The sequence below is a fragment of the Achromobacter sp. AONIH1 genome (assembly GCF_002902905.1).
In the GTDB taxonomy this organism is placed as follows: Bacteria; Pseudomonadota; Gammaproteobacteria; order Burkholderiales; family Burkholderiaceae_B; genus Achromobacter.
The window spans coordinates 6,293,947-6,312,922 of the sequence record NZ_CP026124.1 but is presented as its reverse complement, the minus strand read 5'-3'; the positions used below and the strand labels follow the sequence as shown (position 1 = coordinate 6,312,922).

General features: G+C 69.6%; 22 protein-coding genes. 8 read left to right on the top strand and 14 right to left on the bottom strand.

Annotated features, from left to right (window positions below; translation table 11 throughout):
- Positions 1-23: 23 nt before the first annotated feature.
- From C2U31_RS28815 to C2U31_RS28805, 3 genes are all read right to left on the bottom strand, one after another.
- Positions 24-449, bottom strand: a complete 426-nt coding sequence (locus C2U31_RS28815; protein ID WP_103275915.1) for a universal stress protein — start codon at positions 447-449, stop codon at positions 24-26.
- Between the two features lie 161 nt (positions 450-610).
- Positions 611-1,414 (bottom strand): glutamate racemase, encoded by an 804-nt coding sequence (gene murI / locus C2U31_RS28810; protein ID WP_103275914.1) that lies wholly within the window; start codon positions 1,412-1,414, stop codon positions 611-613.
- Between the two features lie 51 nt (positions 1,415-1,465).
- Entirely contained in the window at positions 1,466-2,386 is a 921-nt protein-coding gene (locus tag C2U31_RS28805; RefSeq protein WP_103276632.1) for a LysR family transcriptional regulator, read from the bottom strand.
- A gap of 135 nt (positions 2,387-2,521) precedes the next feature.
- Between C2U31_RS28805 and C2U31_RS28800 the strand changes: the two genes are divergently transcribed.
- From C2U31_RS28800 to C2U31_RS28790, 3 genes are read left to right on the top strand one after another with little or no spacing between them, the layout of a single operon-like run.
- Entirely contained in the window at positions 2,522-3,097 is a 576-nt protein-coding gene (locus C2U31_RS28800) for a chromate transporter (RefSeq protein WP_103275913.1), read from the top strand.
- Positions 3,094-3,618, top strand: coding sequence for a chromate transporter (locus tag C2U31_RS28795; protein WP_103275912.1), 525 nt, complete (start codon positions 3,094-3,096; stop codon positions 3,616-3,618). Before C2U31_RS28800 ends, C2U31_RS28795 begins: the two co-directional genes overlap by 4 nt.
- Positions 3,619-3,674: 56 nt before the next feature.
- Positions 3,675-4,385 carry a DUF1345 domain-containing protein gene (locus tag C2U31_RS28790; protein ID WP_103275911.1) on the top strand — a complete coding sequence of 237 codons (711 nt, stop codon included), beginning with the start codon at positions 3,675-3,677 and terminating at the stop codon, positions 4,383-4,385.
- Positions 4,386-4,437: 52 nt separating this feature from the next.
- Here the strand turns inward: C2U31_RS28790 and C2U31_RS28785 are convergent, their stop codons facing one another.
- Positions 4,438-5,559 (bottom strand): class I SAM-dependent methyltransferase, encoded by a 1,122-nt coding sequence (locus tag C2U31_RS28785; RefSeq protein WP_103275910.1) that lies wholly within the window; start codon positions 5,557-5,559, stop codon positions 4,438-4,440.
- A gap of 352 nt (positions 5,560-5,911) precedes the next feature.
- Between C2U31_RS28785 and C2U31_RS28780 the strand changes: the two genes are divergently transcribed.
- Both C2U31_RS28780 and C2U31_RS28775 read left to right on the top strand, forming a co-directional pair.
- Positions 5,912-6,325 carry a type II toxin-antitoxin system Phd/YefM family antitoxin gene (locus tag C2U31_RS28780; RefSeq protein ID WP_103275909.1) on the top strand — a complete coding sequence of 138 codons (414 nt, stop codon included), beginning with the start codon at positions 5,912-5,914 and terminating at the stop codon, positions 6,323-6,325.
- Positions 6,322-6,732, top strand: coding sequence for a PIN domain-containing protein (locus C2U31_RS28775; RefSeq protein ID WP_158658492.1), 411 nt, complete (start codon positions 6,322-6,324; stop codon positions 6,730-6,732). The genes C2U31_RS28780 and C2U31_RS28775 overlap by 4 nt, the downstream gene beginning before the upstream one ends.
- A gap of 29 nt (positions 6,733-6,761) precedes the next feature.
- Here C2U31_RS28775 and C2U31_RS28770 read toward each other — a convergent pair whose 3' ends face one another.
- From C2U31_RS28770 to C2U31_RS28750, 5 genes are all read right to left on the bottom strand, one after another.
- Positions 6,762-7,022, bottom strand: a complete 261-nt coding sequence (locus tag C2U31_RS28770) for a formate dehydrogenase subunit delta (protein ID WP_103275907.1) — start codon at positions 7,020-7,022, stop codon at positions 6,762-6,764.
- An 11-nt stretch (positions 7,023-7,033) separates the two neighbouring features.
- Positions 7,034-7,855 (bottom strand): formate dehydrogenase accessory sulfurtransferase FdhD, encoded by an 822-nt coding sequence (gene fdhD, locus C2U31_RS28765; RefSeq protein ID WP_103275906.1) that lies wholly within the window; start codon positions 7,853-7,855, stop codon positions 7,034-7,036.
- Between the two features lie 77 nt (positions 7,856-7,932).
- A complete protein-coding gene (gene fdhF / locus C2U31_RS28760) occupies positions 7,933-10,809 on the bottom strand; it encodes a formate dehydrogenase subunit alpha (RefSeq protein WP_103275905.1) in 2,877 nt (958 codons plus the stop codon).
- Between the two features lie 22 nt (positions 10,810-10,831).
- Complete coding sequence (locus C2U31_RS28755) at positions 10,832-12,406, bottom strand: NADH-quinone oxidoreductase subunit NuoF (protein ID WP_103275904.1); 1,575 nt, start codon at positions 12,404-12,406, stop codon at positions 10,832-10,834.
- Positions 12,403-12,975: a formate dehydrogenase subunit gamma gene (locus tag C2U31_RS28750; protein ID WP_103275903.1), complete on the bottom strand. Its 573-nt coding sequence runs from the start codon at positions 12,973-12,975 to the stop codon at positions 12,403-12,405. The genes C2U31_RS28755 and C2U31_RS28750 overlap by 4 nt, the downstream gene beginning before the upstream one ends.
- A 168-nt stretch (positions 12,976-13,143) precedes the next feature.
- On the opposite strand from C2U31_RS28750, the gene C2U31_RS28745 reads away from it, so the two are divergent.
- The 3 genes from C2U31_RS28745 to mobA are packed head-to-tail and all read left to right on the top strand — an operon-like array spanning position 13,144 to position 15,969.
- On the top strand, positions 13,144-14,220 hold the full coding sequence (locus tag C2U31_RS28745) for a substrate-binding domain-containing protein (RefSeq protein ID WP_103275902.1): 1,077 nt from the start codon (positions 13,144-13,146) through the stop codon (positions 14,218-14,220).
- A gap of 35 nt (positions 14,221-14,255) precedes the next feature.
- A complete protein-coding gene (gene moaA / locus C2U31_RS28740) occupies positions 14,256-15,356 on the top strand; it encodes a GTP 3',8-cyclase MoaA (RefSeq protein ID WP_103275901.1) in 1,101 nt (366 codons plus the stop codon).
- Positions 15,349-15,969: a molybdenum cofactor guanylyltransferase MobA gene (mobA, locus tag C2U31_RS28735; protein WP_233772541.1), complete on the top strand. Its 621-nt coding sequence runs from the start codon at positions 15,349-15,351 to the stop codon at positions 15,967-15,969. Before moaA ends, mobA begins: the two co-directional genes overlap by 8 nt.
- Here the strand turns inward: mobA and glp are convergent.
- Genes glp through moaC form a run of 5 tightly spaced genes read right to left on the bottom strand, consistent with a single transcriptional unit; the run spans position 15,954 to position 18,903 of the window.
- Positions 15,954-17,159, bottom strand: a complete 1,206-nt coding sequence (gene glp / locus C2U31_RS28730) for a gephyrin-like molybdotransferase Glp (protein ID WP_103275899.1) — start codon at positions 17,157-17,159, stop codon at positions 15,954-15,956. The genes mobA and glp overlap by 16 nt on opposite strands.
- Positions 17,160-17,163: 4 nt before the next feature.
- On the bottom strand, positions 17,164-17,688 hold the full coding sequence (gene moaB, locus C2U31_RS28725; protein WP_103275898.1) for a molybdenum cofactor biosynthesis protein B: 525 nt from the start codon (positions 17,686-17,688) through the stop codon (positions 17,164-17,166).
- Positions 17,685-18,179, bottom strand: a complete 495-nt coding sequence (locus C2U31_RS28720) for a molybdenum cofactor biosynthesis protein MoaE (protein WP_103275897.1) — start codon at positions 18,177-18,179, stop codon at positions 17,685-17,687. The genes moaB and C2U31_RS28720 overlap by 4 nt, the downstream gene beginning before the upstream one ends.
- A gap of 3 nt (positions 18,180-18,182) precedes the next feature.
- A complete protein-coding gene (locus C2U31_RS28715) occupies positions 18,183-18,434 on the bottom strand; it encodes a MoaD/ThiS family protein (RefSeq protein WP_103275896.1) in 252 nt (83 codons plus the stop codon).
- Positions 18,415-18,903 carry a cyclic pyranopterin monophosphate synthase MoaC gene (gene moaC / locus C2U31_RS28710; protein ID WP_103275895.1) on the bottom strand — a complete coding sequence of 163 codons (489 nt, stop codon included), beginning with the start codon at positions 18,901-18,903 and terminating at the stop codon, positions 18,415-18,417. Before moaC ends, C2U31_RS28715 begins: the two co-directional genes overlap by 20 nt.
- Positions 18,904-18,976 lie beyond the last annotated feature (73 nt).

The window sequence follows — 18,976 nt, the reverse complement described above, 5'->3', positions numbered from 1 at the left end:
TCCTTGTTGCGGCGCTTGCGCGTTCACTTGACCAGGGTGACGGGCAGGGCCGTCAGATGCAGGACCTTGGTGGCCACCGAACCCATCAGCAGCGCGGATACCGAGCCCAGGCCGCGCGAGCCCATGTAGATCTCGTCGGCGCGGGTATCGCGCGCCACGCGCGCGATGGTTTCGGCGATGGGACCGATCTCGGTGTGCTCGGTGCAGGGCAGCCCCGCCGAGTGCAGCAGCGCGGCGGGTTCGCGCAGCGCGTCGCGCGATTCGCGCAGGTGATAGGCATCGATTTCTTCCTGGGTCAGGCCGCGGCCGATCTTGCCCGCCTGCAGCGGCACCTGCACGTTGAGCAGCTCGACCTGCGCCACGGGATCGTAGCGGCGCGCTTCCAGCAGCGCCTGGACGGCGTGCAGCGCGTGCTGCGATCCGTCCACGGGTATCAGGATGCGTTTCATGGCGCGTCTCCTCGTCTGTCGCGGGCGCGTCCGGCGCGGCCCTGGCGACTCCAGCCCGCGCGGCGGGCGCGGGACCGGGGCGGGCGTCAAGCGACCGTCCCACACCGATTATTCGTCAAATCGGGCCCGTCCGGGCTGCGCCGGATCAAACGCCGGCGCGTTCAGCGCCAGGCGGGCGGCGTTTGCGCGGCCTGGAAGTCGCCGCCCAGCAGCAGGCCCGCCAGCCGGGCCAGCGTGGCGGGATCGCCGGTGGTTTCCAGTTCCAGGGCGCCGCATCCGCCGTCGGCCTGCAGATCGCGTTCCTGCAGCTGGTGGCGCAGCCAGCGCGCCACCGGCGCGCCGGTTTCCAGCAGCGGCACCGACGGACCGGCCACGGCCCGGATGGCCGCGTCCAGGAAGGGGAAATGGGTGCAGCCCAGCACCAGCACGTCGGCGCCGGCCTCGCGCAGCTCGCGCACCGGGGCTTCGACGGCGGCGCGCAGGGCGGGGCCCTCCAGCTCGCCGCGCTCGACCAGGGCGACCCACTCGGGGCAGGGCCGCAGCAGGATGCGCACCTCGGGCGCTTCACGCTGCACCAGGGCGGCGAACTTGCGGCTGGCCAGCGTGCCGGTGGTGGCGAACACGCCGATCACGCCGCTGGCGGTCAGGTGGGCGGCGGGCTTGATGGCTGGCTCCACGCCGATCACGATCAGGCCGGGGTGGCGCGCGCGCAGGTCGGCGATGGCCGCGGCCGTGGCCGTGTTGCAGGCCACCACGATGGCTTTGGCGTCGCGCTCGACGAAGTAGTCCGAGATGGTTTCTGCGCGTCGCCGCACGTAATCCGTGGTTTTTTCGCCGTAGGGCACGTGGGCCGAGTCGGCCACGTACAGCAGGCGTTCGCCGGGCAGCGCGTCGCGGATGGCGCGTGCCACGCTCAGGCCGCCCAGGCCGGAGTCGTATACGCCTATAGGTTGCGGGGAGGGCATGAAAGATGCGGGAAAGAATGCGACAGCCGCAAAGTGTAGCGCCGCCCGGCGTCAGCCTTGCTGCTGGGCGCGGCAGAGCCGCACTTCCTCGATCAGCTTGCGGCAGGCGCCGGACAGGGGGGCATCGCGCCAGATCAGGTTGAGCGGCGCGCGCAGGCCGGCGGGCTGGGTGACGTTGACATAGACCACGCCTTCGATATTGACCCGGCGCAGCGAGGCCGGCACCAGCGACACGCCCAGGCCGGCGGCCACCAGGCTCAGGGTGGACAGCATGCGCGGCGCTTCCTGCGCCATGCGCGGGCTGAAGCCGGCGGCCGCGCAGGCCGAGATGACGGCGTCGTACAGGCCAGGGCCGTTGTGGCGGCGGTACAGGATGAAGGATTCCTCGGCCAGTTCCGACAGCGCGATGCGCTTCCTGGGACGGCCCCTGACCATCGGATGGTCGGCGGGAAAGGCCGCCAGCATGGTTTCCTCCAGCACGCTTTCCACCACCACGTTGCGGCTGGCGCCCTGGGCGCCGCGGATGAAGGCCGCGTCGACCCGGCCCTCGGCCACGGCCTCGGTCAGCTCGCCGGTGCTGCTTTCCTCGAGCACCAGCCGCACATTGGGCGCGGCATCGCGAAAGCGCCGGATCACGGACGGCACGAAGGGGTGGAAGGCCGCCGAGCCGGTGAAGCCCACCGTCAGCCGGCCGGCCTCGCCGCGCGACACCTGGCGCACGCCGTCCACGGCCTGGTCCACCAGCGCGATGATGTTGCGCGCGTCCGCCAGCAGCGCGCGGCCGCTTTCGGTCAGTTCCATGCCGCGCGGCAGACGGTTGAACAGCGTCACGCCCAGTTCCTGCTCCAGCGCGCGGATCTGCTGGCTGAGCGGCGGCTGACGGATGCCCAGGCGTTCGGCGGCCTTGGTCAGGTGGGCTTCCTCGGCCACCGCCAGGAAGTAGCGCAGCAGGCGCAGATCGACGGATGCCATATTCATTAAATATGATTAATTAACCAGTCATATATTAGACATTATTCTGGGCCGGGAGTAGGCTGCGGGTTGTGTTTGACCGGCGGCGCGCAGGCGCGGCCTTCCACCCTACCGGCCTTGCGCCGGCAATAAAAAATGAATGCAGCGACTCCTACCGCCGAAGCCGGCCTCGCGCCCGCGCCGAGCTGCGGGCAATTGTTCCAAGGGTTCCTCATGCTCGGCCTGACGGCCTTCGGCGGCGCGCTGCCGCTGGCGCGCCGCATGGTGGTCGAGAAGCACCGCTGGCTGTCCGGGGCGGAATTCACCGATCTGCTGGGCCTGTGCCAGTTCCTGCCCGGCGGCAACATCATCAACCTGTCGGTGGCGCTGGGCATGAAATTCCGAGGTCCGCGCGGCGCCTTTTCCGCGCTGATGGGACTGATCCTGGCGCCGTCGATCATCGTGGTGCTGCTGGGCATGGTCTACGACAGATTCCAGAACGATCCGCATGTGCAGCACCTGTTCGCCGGGCTGGCCGCGGCGGCGGCGGGCCTGCTGATTTCGATGGCGGTCAAGATCGGCCTGCCCGTGATCAAGCGGCGCGACTGGCTGGCCGGCGTCGTGGCCACGGCCTGTTTCATCTGCATCGCGGTGCTGCGCATTCCGCTGCTGCCGACCATGGCGGTGCTGACGCCGTTGAGCATCCTGCTGGTCTGGAGGCAAAGACGATGATGCAGACGCTGTGGGCGCTGGCCCAGATCTTCACGCAGCTGTCCGTCCTGGCTTTCGGCGGCGGCAACACCATCCTGCCGGAAATGCAGCGGCAGGTCGTCGATGTGCACGGCTGGATGACGGCCGCCGACTTTTCCGCGCTGTTCGCGCTGGGGCAGGCGGCGCCGGGGCCCAATCTCATGGTGGTCACGCTGGTGGGCTGGCACGTGGCAGGCTGGTCCGGCATGCTGGTCACCACCCTGGCCAAGTTCGGGCCGTCCTCGATCATTACCGTGATCGCGCTGGGATTGTGGGAACGCTTCAAGGACCGGCCCTGGCGCGGCATCGTGCAGGCCGGCATCTTTCCCATGACGGTCGGGCTGGTGGCCGCCAGCGCTTCGCTGATCACGGAATCCTCGGTGCACAGCTGGCTGCTGGGCGCCATCACGGCGGCGGTGGCCATCCTGGGCAGCGTCACGCGCATCCATCCGCTGTGGCTGCTGTTCGCCGGAAGCATGGTGGGTTTGCTCGGGATCGGTTAGCGTGTAGCTTGCCGCGTCGCCGCAAGGAGCGGCGCGCCATCAGCCAGGAGCAAGCCATGTCGCAGCCCGTCAGGGATCCGCAGCAGCAGCCGGCCGCCGGCCATGCGCCCGATGGGACGGGCGCGGTCCGGGCCCTGCCGTTCTTTCACGCGCATCGCAGGCTGGCGCTGAGCGCCTTGCTGGCCATCGCGCTGGGCGCGGCGTTTCGGGCGGCGGGCCTGTCCTATAGCCGCGCCGCGTTGCTGGCCTTCGACGTGGCGGCGCTGGTGTTCCTGCTGGCGACGGCGCGTGCGTTCACGCGGGCCACGCCGCAATCCATGCGCGAACGCGCGCAGCTGGTCGACGTGGGCCGCAGCGCGGTGCTGTGGAGCAGCGTGGCGATCTCCTGCCTGATCGTCATGGCGCTGTGGATGGAGTTGCGCTCATCCCCGGGGGCCAGCGGTGCGCTGGACATGGTCGCGGCGGCGGTCAGCATCGTGCTGTCCTGGCTGTACATGAACATGATCTTCGCGCTGCACTACGCGCACGGCTACTACAGCCGCCGCAGTCCCACGCACAAGGGCCTGGAATTCCCCGGCACGCCGGAGCCGGACTACTGGGACTTCGCCTACTTCGCCCTGGTGCTGGGCATGACTTTCCAGGTGTCGGACGTGCAGATCGTCAACCGCCGGCTGAGGCGCACGGCGCTGGTGCACAGCGTGATCGCCTTCTTCTTCAATGTCTTCATCATCGCCATCAGCGTGAACGTGGCGGCCGGGCGGGTCTAGAGGCCGCCAGCGCCGAGGCCGGCGGGTTTCGGCAGGTCGGCTCGTCAGGCCGTCAGGCTGCGGCCAGCCGCCAGAGCGAGGTGACTTCGCGCGAGCGCGCCGCGTGCAGCGGATCGGATGCGTCGGCGGCGCGCCCGTGGCGCGGCCGCGTGTCGATACGGTCGACCACCCGCAGGCCGGCTCGCGCGATCATGTCGAGCAGGTCATCGCGGCTGCGCAGGCCCAGGTGCTCGGCCAGGTCGGACAGGATCAGCCAGCCTTCGCCGCCCGGCGTCAGATGGGCGGCCAGGCCGTCCAGGAAGCCGCGCAGCATGCGGCTGTCCGGGTCATAGACCGCGTATTCGACCGGCGAGCTGGGGCGGGCCGGCAGCCAGGGCGGATTGCAGACCACCAGCGGCGCGCGGCCCGGCGGAAACAGATCGGCCTGGACGAGTTCAACGCGATTCGTCAGGCCCAGGCGTTCCAGGTTTTCGCGGGCGCAGGCCAGCGCCCGCGCATCCTGGTCGGTGGCGATCACACGAGCCAGGCCGCGTCGCGCCAGCACGGCCGACAGCACGCCGGTGCCGACGCCGATGTCGAAGGCCGTGTCGCCGGCCGGCAGCGGCGCCTGTGCCACCAGGTCCACGTATTCGCCGCGCACCGGCGAGAACACGCCGTAGTGCGGATGGATGCGGTCGCCGCCCAGCGCGGGGATCTCCACGCCCTTCCTGCGCCATTCGTAAGCGCCGATCAGGCCCAGCAGCTCGCGCAGCGAGGCCACGTAGGGCGCGTCGGCCGGACCATAAGCCTGTTCGCAGGCCAGCCGCGCGTCCGGCGCGCGGCGCAGCGGGATGCCATGGCCGGCGTCGAAGGGAATCAGCAGCATGCCCAGGATGCGGGCGCGCTGCGCCTGCGCCATGCGGTGCTGGTTGAAGGCCGCCAGCAGCGTGTCGGCCGGCTTGCGGGGACGCTTGTCCACCCGCCGCGTCATTGCCTGCAGCAGCTGGCGCGCGTTCTGGTAGTCGCCGCGCCACAGCAGCCCGGTGCCCTCGCAGGCCAGGCGATAGGCCTGGTCCGCCGTGATCCGGTCGTCCGCGACCACGACGCGCTTGGGCGGCGGGGCCTCGGATTCCGAGCGCCAAAGGGCATGGCGGGCGGCCTGGTCTTCTTCCCAGTGCAGTTCGGGGGCGATCAAGCTTGGGCTCCGCGGGCGGGACGGGATGGGGGCAGGGCGGTCATGGAGGTGTTGTGATTCAAGGGCGAAGGTACGCGCGGAAAGGGGCGGCTTGGAACGCGAGGTTTTGGCTGAGACGATAGCTTAGCGTGAATCGGATTAGCCCTTTTCATCGCCGTGGCGTGACAAAAGCGCGTCGGGGGGGCATTGCCAGGACATCGATATTCGCGGACGCTAGGCCGTCGGCGGTGTCTTTGTGAAGCGAGGCAAGGGCGGCCGTCGGCAGGCATGCGCTAATCGGAGCCTCGGACTCTGAAGCCGTGCGCAGGAACGCGTAATTGCGTCCGAGAAACCACTTGGGGAGTCACGCATCATGAACAGCTTGTTTGCCATACGCGCCAAGGCTGGCGCTGGCGTTGCCGAGGTTGCGGGCGGCGGGTTGCCGCTGAATTGGATGTTGCCGGAGGGCACCGAAGTAAGTACTGTTTTTGATGAAATAGTACTGAAGGGGGGCCCAATGACCAATACCTTGACCATTGCAGAACTCAAGCGCCGCGGAATGGCTGCCCTTGAAGAGGCCCTGGCGCATGGCCCGGTGCATATCTTCAAGCGCAACAGGCCCGCCGTGGTTGTGCTGTCGGCGGATGATTACCAGCGCCTGATCGAAGGGCGGCCGGCCGAGCGTCTCGGCATGACGGCCATGCAATGGCTGCTTGCGCAGTCAGGCGCGGGCGCGCGTGACAAGGCCGAGATCGACGCCGCGCTCAAGCAGGAGCGCGACTGGTGATCGCCTTTCTCGATGCGAACGCGCTGATCTATCGGATAGAAGGGCAGGAACCCCAAGCCAGCGCGGTCCAGTCCGAATTGTCGAGATTGTCCCGCGCGCATCCGGGCTTGAGAGTTGCGCTCAGCCGGCTGTCATGGCTGGAGTGCCGCATCGGGCCGATGCGGCGCAACGATAGCGCCACACTGGCCAGGTTCGACGCGTTTTTCGCGCTGCCGGACTTGATCTGGCTGGAAATGGACTGCAAGGCGGTGGAACTGGCGGCGGCGATACGCGCCAGGCACGGCACGCGCACGCCGGACGCCCTGCAAGCCGCGTGCTGCCTGCAGCTCGGTAACGCGCATGTGATGCTGACAGGCGATACGGCATTCAAGCGCATCAGCGGCTTGAATGTTTCGTTGCTGCAATAGGGACGCCGGCGCTACCGAAGACGTCGCGCTCAGTCCGGCTTGCGGCCCGCCGGCGTCAGGCGGTCGCGGTTTTGCAGCACCGCTTCGCGCACCAGCGGATGCAGCGTTTCCTGTCCGGCTTCGCCGTCCGGCTGGCCGGCCAGGAAGTCCAGCAGCTGCGTGCGCATGCGCGGCTCCCAGAACTTGTGGATGTGGTTGGCCACGCCTTCGCCGGCCTCCTGCCGGTCGGGCATGGCTTCGAAGAACTGGCCGATGCGGTTGGCCATGCGGATCAGGTTGCCGATTTCCATGCGGGTCCGGGTCAGGAAAGAATGCGTTCGGGATGGGCGTACAGCGTGGCGTCGTCGTTGCGCAGGAAGCCCAAGAGCGTGATGTTGGCCTCTTGCGCCAGCCGCACGGCCAGCGCAGTGGGGGCGGATACGGCGGCCAGCACGGGCACGCCGGCGGCGGCGGTCTTCTGCACCATCTCGAAGCTGGCGCGGCTGGACACCAGCACCATGCCGGATGCCGCGGCCAGGCCTTGCCGCGCCAGCGCGCCGACCAGCTTGTCCAGCGCGTTGTGCCGGCCCACGTCCTCGCGCAGCAGGGCGATGGTGCCGTCGGCGCCGGCCCAGCCTGCGGCGTGGGTGGCGCCGGTCAGGTCGTGCAGGCGCTGGCGCGCGCGCATGTCGCGCATGGCGGCCAGCACGGCCTGGGCGCGCAGTGGCGCGCCGGCGGCCACGGGCGGCACCGGCCGCAGCACTTCAGGCAGGGTTTCCACGCCGCACAGGCCGCAGCCGGTGCGGCCGGCCATGGCGCGGCGGCGCGACTTGAGCCGCGCCTCGCAGGCGCTGGAGATTTCCAGCTGCACCACGATGCCGTCGCATTGCGGAGCCACGTCGATGCCGCGCACGTCGGCGGCGCTGTCGATGATGCCCTCGGACAGCGAGAAGCCCAATGCGAAGTCTTCCAGGTCGGCGGGCGTGGCCAGCATGGTGGCGTGGCTGATGCCGTTGTATTCCAGCGCGACCGGGGTCTCCTCGGCCAGGTGGTCGGCTTCCGTGGCGGACGCGATGGTGCCGGCCCGGATACGGGTCACCTGGGCGGGGATGCTGTCGTGGCGGTCTTCGGCGGGCTGGCTCATGCTTTGCGTGCGTATCGTTGCGGCTGGCGGGGTGTGGCGGCGTTGCCGGCGCGCGGTTCGCGCGCGCCGGGACGGCATCATTTCCCCGTCATCGCCGCGTCGCTCTCGCGGGCCCGCTCGCGCAGCAGCTTGTGCTGGATGTCCGCGAAGCGCGACCATTGGCGCTGCCATTCCGAAGGCTGGGACACGCGCGTGACCTGCACGGCGGTGACCTTGTATTCGGGGCAGTTGGTCGCCCAGTCGGAGCTGTCGGTGGTGACGACGTTGGCGCCGGATTCGGGGAAGTGGAAGGTGGTGTATACCACGCCCGGCTGGACCCGGTCGGTCAGCGTGGCGCGCAGCACGGTCTCGCCAGCGCGGCTCTGGATGCCGACCCAGTCGCCCTCGGCCACGCCGCGGTCCTCGGCGTCCTGCGGGTGGATCTCCAGCACGTCCTCGCTGTGCCACATGACGTTGGGCGTGCGGCGGGTCTGCGCGCCGACGTTGTATTGCGACAGGATTCTCCCAGTGGTGAGCAGCAGCGGAAAGCGGCGCGTGCTGCGCTCGTCGGTGGGCACGTACTTGGTGATCATGAAGCGGCCCTTGCCGCGCACGAACTGGTCGATGTGCATGATGGGGGTGCCGTCCGGCGCCTCGTCGTTGCACGGCCATTGCAGGCTGCCCAGCCGGTCCAGCTTGTCATAGCTGACCCCGGCGAAGGTGGGCGTGAGCCGGGCGATCTCTTCCATGATCTCGCCGGGGTGGCGGTAGTTCATGGGATAGCCCAGCGCGTTGGACAGGGCCACGGTCACTTCCCAGTCCGACTTGCCGTTCCTGGGCTCCATGACCTTGCGCACGCGCGAGATGCGGCGCTCGGCGTTGGTGAAGGTGCCGTCCTTTTCCAGGAAGGACGAGCCCGGCAGGAAGACGTGGGCGTACTTGGCGGTCTCGTTCAGGAACAGGTCCTGCACCACGATGCACTCCATCGCCGCCAGCGCCGCGGCCACGTGCTGCGTGTTCGGGTCGGACTGCACGATGTCCTCGCCCTGGCAGTACAGCCCCTTGAACGTGCCGCCCAGCGCGGCCTCGAACATATTGGGGATGCGCAGGCCGGGCTCGGGCTGGATGGTCACGCCCCAGTCGCGCTCGAACAGCGCGCGCGCCGCGTCGTCGGAGATGTGGCGGTAGCCGGGCAGTTCGTGCGGGAACGAGCCCATGTCGCAGGAACCCTGCACGTTGTTCTGGCCGCGCAGCGGGTTCACGCCCACGCCCTCGCGGCCCACGTTGCCGGTGGCCATGGCGAGGTTGGCGATGGCCATCACGGTGGTCGATCCCTGGCTGTGCTCGGTGACGCCCAGGCCGTAATAGATCGACCCGTTGCCGCCGGTGGCGTAGAGCCGCGCCGCGCCGCGCACGTCGCGGGCCGGCACGCCGGTGATTTCTTCCATCGCCTCGGGCGAGTTCTCGGGCAGCGAGACGAAGTCGCGCCATTCCCGGAACGCCTTTTCCTCGCAGCGTTCGGCGACGAAGGCTTCGTCGATCAGTTTCTCGGTGGCGATGACGTGCGCCAGCGAGGACAGCAGCGCCGTGTTGGTGCCGGGCCGCACCTGCAGGTGGAAATCGGCCTTGATGTGCGGCGAGCTGACCAGCTCGATACGGCGCGGATCGATCACGATCAGGCGCGCGCCCTGGCGCAGCCGGCGCTTCAGGCGCGAGGCGAACACCGGGTGGCCGCTGCTGGGGTTGGCGCCCATCACGATCACCACGTCGGTGTGCATGACCGAATCGAAGGTCTGGGTGCCGGCCGATTCGCCCAGCGTCTGCTTCAGGCCGTAGCCGGTGGGCGAGTGGCAGACGCGGGCGCAGGTGTCGACGTTGTTGGTGCCGAAGGCCGCGCGCACCAGTTTCTGCACCAGCCAGGTTTCCTCGTTGGTGCAGCGCGATGAGGTGATGCCGCCGACGGCGTCGCGCCCGTGGCGCGCCTGGATGCGGCGGAATTCCGAGGCCGCGTGGTTGATGGCCTCGTCCCATGAAACCTCGCGCCACGGGTCGGTGATGCGCTGGCGGATCATGGGCTTGAGCACGCGTTCCTTGTGCGTGGCGTAGCCCCAGGCGAAGCGACCCTTGACGCAGGAATGGCCACGGTTGGCCTGGCCGTCCTTCCAGGGCACCATGCGCACCACTTCCTGGCCCTTCATCTCGGCCTTGAAACCGCAGCCCACGCCGCAATAGGCGCAGGTGGTGATCACCGAGTGCTCGGCCTGGCCCATCATGATGACGGTCTTTTCCTGCAGCGTGGACGTGGGGCAGGCCTGCACGCAGGCGCCGCAGGACACGCATTCGCTGTCCAGGAACGGCTGGTCCTGGCCGGGCGACACGCGCGATTCGAAGCCCTTGCCGGAGATGGTCAGGGCGTAGGTGCCCTGGGTTTCCTCGCAGGCGCGCACGCAGCGGTTGCAGACGATGCACTTGGACGGGTCGTAGGTGAAGTACGGATTGGACTCGTCCTTGGCGCTGTCCAGGTGGTTGGCGCCCTGGTAGCCGTAGCGCACCTCGCGCAGGCCGACCACGCCGGCCATGTCCTGCAGCTCGCAGTCGCCGTTGGCCGGACAGGTCAGGCAGTCCAGCGGGTGGTCGGAGATGTACAGCTCCATGACGCCGCGGCGCAGCTCGCGCAGCTTGGGCGTCTCGGTGTGCACCACCATGCCGTGCTCGGCCGGCGTGGTGCAGGATGCCGGATAGCCCCGGCGTCCGTCGATCTGCACCAGGCACAGGCGGCACGAGCCGAAGGGTTCAAGGCTGTCGGTGGCGCAGAGCTTGGGGATGTTGATGCCGGCCTCGGCGGCCGCGCGCATCAGCGAGCTGCCTTCGGGCACGGTGACTTCCTGGCCATCGATGGTCAGGGTGACGGTCTGGGTGGACTCGCGGGCGGGCGTGCCCAGGTCGCGGTCTCGCTTGATGACGGTTTCCAGCATGGCGGTCTCCGGGCGGGCGGCGTCAGGCCGCGCTGGCGGCGGGTGCGGGACTGTCGGCGAGGCCGAAGTCCTGCGGGAAGTGGTTCAGGGCGGACAGCACGGGGTACGGCGCCATGCCGCCCAGCGCGCACAGCGAGCCGCCCAGCATGGTGTCGCACAGGTCGCGCAGCAGATGCACCTGCTGTTCGCGCGCCGGGCCGCCGGCCATGATCTTGTCGAGGGTCTCCACGCCGCGCGTCGAGCCGATGCGGCAGGGCGTGCACTTGCCGCAGGACTCGACGGCGCAGAATTCCATGGCGTAGCGGGCCATGCGCGCCATGTCGACGGTGTCGTCGAAGGCCACCAGGCCGCCGTGGCCGATCATGGCCGAGATCCGCGCATAGGCCTCGTAATCCAGCGGCACGTCCCATTGCGATTCGGGCAGGTAGGCGCCCAGCGGTCCGCCAACCTGCACCGCGCGCAGCGGCCGGCCCGAGGCGCTGCCGCCGCCGAAGCCGTACAGCAGGTCGCGCAGCGTCAGGCCGAAGGCCTTTTCCACCAGCCCGCCGTGCTTGAGGTTGCCGGCCAGCTGGAAGGGCAGGGTGCCGTGCGAGCGGCCCACGCCATAGTCGCGGTAATAGGCCGCGCCCTTGGCCAGGATGATGGGCACCGTGGCCAGCGAGATGACGTTGTTGATCACGGTGGGCTTGCCGAACAGGCCGGAGATGGCCGGCAGCGGCGGCTTGGCGCGCACCACGCCGCGCTTGCCCTCCAGGCTTTCCAGCAGCGAGGTCTCCTCGCCGCAGATGTAGGCGCCGGCGCCCTTGCGCACTTCCAGGTCGAACCGCCGGCCGCTGCCGTGTACATCCGCGCCCAGCCAGCCGACCTCGCGCGCCCGCGCGATGGCCGCTTCCAGCGCGGCGATGGCGTGCGGGTACTCGGAGCGCACGTAGATGTAGCCCTGGGTCGCGCCCACGGCCAGACCGGCGATGGTCATGCCCTCGATCAGCACATACGGGTCGCCTTCCATCAGCAGGCGGTCGGCGTAGGTGCCGGAATCGCCCTCATCGGCGTTGCAGACGATGTATTTCTGGTCGGCCGGCGTGCCGGCCACCGTCTTCCATTTGATGCCGGTGGGGAAGGCCGCGCCGCCACGTCCGCGCAGTCCGGAATCGATGAGTTCCTGGACGATGGCCTCGGGCGCCAGGGACAGCGCGCGCTTGAGTCCCTCCAGGCCGCCGTGCGCGGCGTAGTCCTGCAGCGACAGCGGGTCGGTAATGCCGACGCGGGCGAAGGTCAGGCGTTCCTGGTGCTTCAGGTAGGGGATGTCCTCGGTCGGACCCAGCCGCAGCGGGTGGGCGCCGCCCTGCAGCCAGCCGGCCTCGAACAGGCCGGCCACGTCCTCGGGCTGCACCGGCCCGTAGGCGACGCGGCTTGCGGGCGTGGCGATTTCCACCATGGGTTCCAGCCACAGCAGTCCGCGCGAGCCATTGCGCACCAGCTGCACGGCCAGGCCGCGCTGTTCGGCGGCGGCCTCGATCGCCCGCGCGACCGCGTCGGCATCCACCGCCAGCGCCGCCGCGTCACGCGGCACGTAGATCCTGATCGGGGCGTTCATCGGGCGTCCTCCGGGGCGGCGGCCTGGCGGGCCTGCGCCAGCAGGCGGTCGAGCTTGTCCCGCGTGACGCGGGCCTTGGGCTGGCCGTCGATCATGATGGCGGGCGATTGCGCGCACAGGCCCAGGCAGTACACCGGCTCCAGCGTGAATTCGCCATCGGGCGTGCTGGCGTGGAAGTCGCAGCCCAGCGCGTGGCGGGCATGCTCGGCGAGCTGTTCCCCGCCCATGGCCTGACAGGACTCGGCGCGGCAGATCTCGATGACGTGGCGGCCGGCCGGCGCGCTGCGGAAGTGGGGGTAGAAGGTGATGACGCCGTGGACTTCGGCGCGGGACAGGTTCAGGGCCTCGGCGATGGTCTGCACCGCCTCGGCCGGTATACAGCCCAGCTCGTGCTGGACCGCGTGCAGCACCGGCAGCAGCGGGCCGGGCTGGTCCTTGAGGCGGGCGACGATGCGGGCCGTGGCGGCCACGGCCGGCGTCTGCGAGGCCTGTGCGGCGTCCAGCGCCTGCTGGCCGCCGCGGGCGCCGCCGGTGGACGCGAGATCGGATTTTGCCTCGCGGGTGCGCATGGCGGTCTCCTCCTGATGACTGATTACGGGCCCCCGTAGGAGCGGTCAGCGGGCGGATTCCTGATCCTGAAGCGTGATTAATATGTTTTCAGGAGCATATTAATTGTCTGGAATCCGCGTTTTTTGTGTACTCTACTTGGCTGGAATCCCGGCTTCAATATGAAATAAATGACATATAAGTTCCAAATCGGCCTGCGGCCGCAATGGACGCTGACGTCCGAGGGCGATGCCGGCCCGGTGCCGCTGCAGGACATGCTGGCGCTGCTGGCCGCCATCGACGCCAGCGGCAACATCGCCGGTGCCTGCCGCGCCTGCGGACTGTCGTACCGGCACGCCTGGGGCGTGCTGCGCCGTTTCGAGGGCATCTTCGGCACCGCGTTGCTGATCACCAACCGGCGCCAGGGCACGCAGCTGTCGCCCTTCGCCCAGCGCCTGCTGTGGGCCAACCGGCGCATCGAGGCCCGTCTGATGCCCACGCTGGAAAGCATGGCCTCGGAACTGCAGGAGGAACTGGCCCGGCTGCTGCCGGAAAGCGGACCGCATCTGCGCCTGCACGCCAGTCACGGCTTCGCGGTGGAATCGCTGATGCAGCGCATGGGCGGCGGCGCCGGCCTGGAGTTGCGCTATCGCACCGCGATCGAGGCGCTGGCCTCGCTGGAGCGGGGCGAATGCGACCTGGCCGGCTTCCAGGTGCCGCTGGGCGAGTTCGAGGAACCCATCATGGCGCGCTATGCCCAGTGGCTGCACGCCGACGACTACCTGCTGATCCACCTGGCCGTGCGCAATACCGGCCTGTTCGTGGTGGCGGGCAATCCCAAGAATATCCATGGCATCGCCGACCTGGCGCGCGGCGATGTGCGCTTCGTGAACCGCCAGATCGGTTCCAGCACGCGCCATCTGATCAGTCTGATGTTGCAGCGCGCCAATGTCTCCATCGGCGACGTGCAGGGCTACGAAAGCAATGAATTCACCCACATGGCCATCGCCGCCCATATCGCCAGCGGCATGGCCGATACCGGCGTGGGCGTGGAGACGGCGGCCCGGCGCTTCGGGCTGGATTTCATCCCGCTGGTGCGCGAGCGCTATTTCTTCGCCATCCGCAGGAGCGCGCTGGAGACGCCGGCCATGCGCGAGCTGCTGGCCATCCTGCGCAGTCCGGACTACCTGGGCTACGTCGGCCAGCTGGCCGGCTACGACACCCGCGACACGGGCCGGCTGCAAACCCTGGACGAGGCTTTTTCCTGAGCGCCTCGCGGACTGCGCCGGGCTATGATTCCACCATGACCAAAGTGATTTTCCTTGCCGATCGGCGCGGTGGCCTGCCCGCCGTCGCGCCCGGCGCCCTGCCGCCGGCGGGGCAGCCCGCGCTCGACCTGCGCGCGCGTCCCTTGCGCGACCTGCGCATCTCGGTCACGGATCGCTGCAATTTCCGCTGCACCTACTGCATGCCGCGCGAGGTGTTCGACAGCAGCTATTCCTTCATGCCGCATTCAGCGCTGCTGTCCTTCGAGGAGATCGCGCGGCTGGCCAATGTGTTCACGCGGCTGGGCGTGGAAAAGCTGCGCCTGACCGGCGGCGAGCCGCTGCTGCGCAAGCACGTGGAGAACCTGGTCAGCCAGTTGGCCGCGTTGCGCACGCCCGACGGCCGGCCGCTGGACCTGACCCTGACCACCAACGGCAGCCTGCTGGCGCGCAAGGCCGAGGCGCTGAGGCAGGCCGGGCTGTCGCGCGTGACGGTGAGCCTGGACGCGCTGGACGCGACCATGTTCCAGGACATGAGCGACAGCGGCTTCACGCCCGACGACGTGCTGCGCGGCGTGGATGCGGCGGCCGAGGCCGGGCTGGCCCCGGTCAAGGTCAACATGGTGGTGCGGCGCGGCCTGAACGACGGCCAGATCCTGCCCATGGCGCGGCGTTTCCGCCACAGCGGCCACATCCTGCGCTTCATCGAGTACATGGACGTGGGCAACACCAACGGCTGGAACATGGCGGAAGTGGTGCCCAGCAGCGAAGTGCTGGCGCGCATCGGCCAGGAATTCCCGCTGGAGCCCGTCGTCGCGGACGCCATGGGGCGCGTGGCCGAACGCTGGCGCTACCTGGACGGCGGCGGCGAGATCGGCCTGATTTCCAGCGTGACGCAGGCCTTCTGCGGCGGCTGTACGCGGGCGCGCCTGTCGCCCGAAGGCAAGCTGTACCTGTGCCTTTTCGCGCACGACGGCCACGACCTGCGCGCGCCGCTGCGCGACGGCGCCAGCGACGACGAGCTGGCCGCCATCATCGCCGGCATCTGGGCGGCACGCGGTGACAATTATTCCGAGCTGCGCGGGCGCAACATGGCCGATCCGTCGCGCAAGATTGAAATGAGCTACATCGGTGGCTGATCCCGCCATGCCCGACCGGCAGGCGCTCGCCGGCCTGATCCTGGCCGGCGGCCAGGGTTCGCGCATGGGCGGGCGTGACAAGGGGCTGGTCCAGTTGCGGGGCGAGCCGCTGGCGGGGCATGCCGCGCGCCGGCTGGCGCCGCAGGTGGGAAGGTTGATCATCAGCGCCAACCGCAACGCGGACAGCTACGCGCGCTATGGCGAGGTCGTCGGCGACGGGGTGGCGGGGCTGCAGGGCTGGCCCGGGCCGCTGGCCGGCGTGATGGCGGGCTTGCTGGCCGCCGGCGACGCGCAATGGCTGGTGGTCGCGCCCTGCGATACGCCGTTCCTGCCGCCAGACCTGGCCGCGCGCCTGGTCGGCGCGGCGCTGGCGACGGGCGTGCCGCTGGCCTATGCCAGCGCGGACGGGGTGCGCCATCCGGCCTGCATGGCGCTGCGGGTGTCGTTGCTGCCCGCGTTGCGTGAGTATCTGGCGTCGGGCGAGCGCCGGGTGGGGCTGTGGCAGTCGCGCCTGGGCGCGGCCGAAGCCCGTTTCGACGAGACGCCCGAGGCCTTCATGAACGTCAACACCCCGGAAGAGCTGGAGCGGGCCGAGCGCTACGCCAGCCAGTGACGCAGGTCGTAGTAGGGGACGCGGTCCTTGTCTTGCACCGGCGTGTCCGCCGGCACGCGCGCCAGTCCGGTGGACCAGGGCAGCGAGCTGATCACGCCGGACCCCTGGTGGCCGTAGGGCACCAGTTCGGCCGAGCCGTCATCGGCCACGCGGCGCTGCACGCGCAGGAATTCCTCGCGGCTGTCCTGGCGCGTGCGCTCGGTGCGCAGCGGCAGCAGGCTGACCGGCGGGAACAGCGTTTCGCGGCCCTGCATGCGGCGCACCAGCGGCGTCACCAGCAGCGTGAACACGGCATAGGCCGACACCGGGTTGCCCGGCAGGCTGACCACCGGCTTGCCGCCGATCTGCGCCAGGGCCACCGGCTTGCCCGGCTTCATGCGCACCTTCCACAGCGACAGTTCGCCGCCCAGGGTCGCCAGCGCCGGTTTGACCAGGTCGCGCTCGCCGACCGACACCCCGCCCACGCTCAGCACCAGGTCGCAATCGGCCAGCAGCGTCTTGAACGAGGCCAGCAGGTCGGCCTCGGTGTCGCGCGCATGCAGCACGTGGACCGGCTCGGCGCCCATGCCGCGCGCCAGCGCGGCCAGCATGGGGCCGTTGGAGTTGTAGATCTGCTCGGGCGCGCGCGTGGCGCCGGGCGGCACCAGCTCGTCGCCGGTGGTCAGGATGCCCACGCGCAGGCGGGCGCGCGCCGGCGCCGTGGCCATGCCCTGCGAGGCCAGCAGCGCCACGTGGGCGGCTTCCAGCACCGTGCCGGCGGCCAGCAGCGGCGCGCTGGCCAGGGTGTCCTCGCCGCGCAGGCGGATGTGCTGGCCCAGGGCGGGCGCGCGCGAGATGCGCACGTGGCCGTCGGCCTCCTCGGCGTCTTCCTGCATGACCACCACGTCGGCGCCTTCGGGAATCAGGCTGCCGGTGAACAGGCGGATGGCGTGCCCCGGCTTGAGCGGCTCGGGCGTGTCGCCGGCGTAGCAGCGCTGCTGCACCGGCAGGCGCGCGCTGTCGCTCCAGTCGGCCGCGCGCAGGGCGTAGCCGTCCATCGCGCTGTTGTCGGCGGGGGGAATGTCGACGGTCGCGGTCAGGTCGCGGGCCAGCACGCGGCCGGCCAGGTCGGCCAATGCGACGTCCTCGACGCGGTCTAGCGGGCCGGCGGCGTTGGCCAGCAGGGTCTGGGCGTGATCGAAATCCAGCATGGGGTCAGTTGTCTTCGCGATTCTTGAAGTGCGTGGCGAAATTGCAGGGGCGATGGCCGCTGTCGAGCTGTTCGCGGATGATGCGCGTCCAGGCGGTTTCGCAGGCGTTGTTGGAGCCGGGCAGGCAGAACAGCAGCGTCTGGTTGGCGTAGCCGGCAAGGGCCCGCGATTGCAGGGCCGAGCTGCCGATCTCTTCGTAGGACAACTGGCGGAACAGCTCGCCGAAGCCGGGGATCTGTCGGTCCAGCAGCGGGCCGATGGCCTCGGGCACGGTGTCCTTGTGCGAGAAGCCCGTGCCGCCGGAGGTCAGGATGACCTGCACGGCGGGATCGGCGATCCAGTCGCTGATGATGCGGCGGATCTGGTAGAGGTCGTCCTTGACGATGTCGCGGCGCACGCATTGATGGCCGGCCTGGGCCAGGCTCTGCGCCAGCAGGTTGCCGGAGGTGTCGTCGCCGGGGCCGCGCGTGTCGCTGACGGTCAGCACGGCGCAGGCCAGCGATACGGGTTCGGCGGGGGCTTGCTTCATTGCGTGTCCTTGTTGCCGGCCGGGGGCTCGTCCCAGGACCGCGTGCGGTCCTCGTCGGCCTGGCGCTGTTCGACCCAGAAACGCTTGCCGCCGGCCAGCGTCTCGCTTTTCCAGAAGGGCGCGCGCGTCTTGAGCGCGTCGATGATGTATTCGCAGCCACGGAAGGCGTCGCCGCGGTGGGCGCTGGCGGCGGCCACGAACACGATCTGGGCGTTGCGCGACAGCGCGCCGACGCGGTGCACGATCACGGTGCCGGCCAGGTTCCAGCGCGCGTGGGCCGTGGCGGCGATGTCTTCAAGCTCGCGCTCGCACATGCCGGGATAGTGTTCGAGGAACAGCGTTTCGGTCGGCGCATCGGGTGCGTAGTCGCGCACGTAGCCCACGAAGGTGACGATACCGCCGACGCCCGCGCCGGCCTGCTCGCGCAACGCGGCGGTCAGGGCCGCGCCGTCGAAATCGGCTTCCTGGACGATGACCACATTGGCGCTCATGCTCTAGCCTCCGGTCACGGGCTCGAATACCGCGACTTCGTCGCCGGGGCGGATCACGACCGTGGGCTTGGCATGGGTCTGGTTGACGGCCAGCTTCAGGCGCGAGGCCGGGGCTAGCTGCGGATAGCGCTCGCCCAGCGCGGCCAGCAGTTGCGCGCCGGTGGATTCATCGTCCAGCGGCCAGGCCTCGCCGCGCTTGCCGACCAGTTCGGCCACGCGCGCGAAGTACAGCAGATCAATCGTTGCGCCACTCACCGCTCTTTCCTCCCGCCTTGTACTTCAGGCGAACTTGCTCGATCACGATGCCCTTGTCGGCCGCCTTGCACATGTCGTAGATGGTCAGCGCGGCGACGCTGCAGGCCGTCATGGCTTCCATTTCGACGCCGGTCTTGTAGCTGGTGCGGCAGGTGGCCAGGATGTCGACGCGATGGGCTTCGTCGTCCAGCGCGAACTCCACGCCCACGAAGGACAGCGGCAGGCTGTGGCAAAGCGGGATCAGCTCGGCGCAGCGCTTGGCGGCCAGGATGGCGGCCACGCGCGCGGTGTTGAGGACTTCGCCCTTGCCCTGGCCGGGCGCGGTCAGCAGGCCGTAGGCCACCGCGTTCAGGCGCACGCTGGCCGCGGCGACCGCCACGCGCTCGCTGTCCGCCTTGCCGATGACGTCGACCATGCGGACCTGGCCGGCTTCGTCCAGGTGGCTGAGAGTGGGGGCGGAGGAGGACATGGGTCGGGATCGAGAATTGTTAATGATTGAAAATAGCGGCCGCGGCGGACCGGCATGGTCCGGGTCGGGCCGC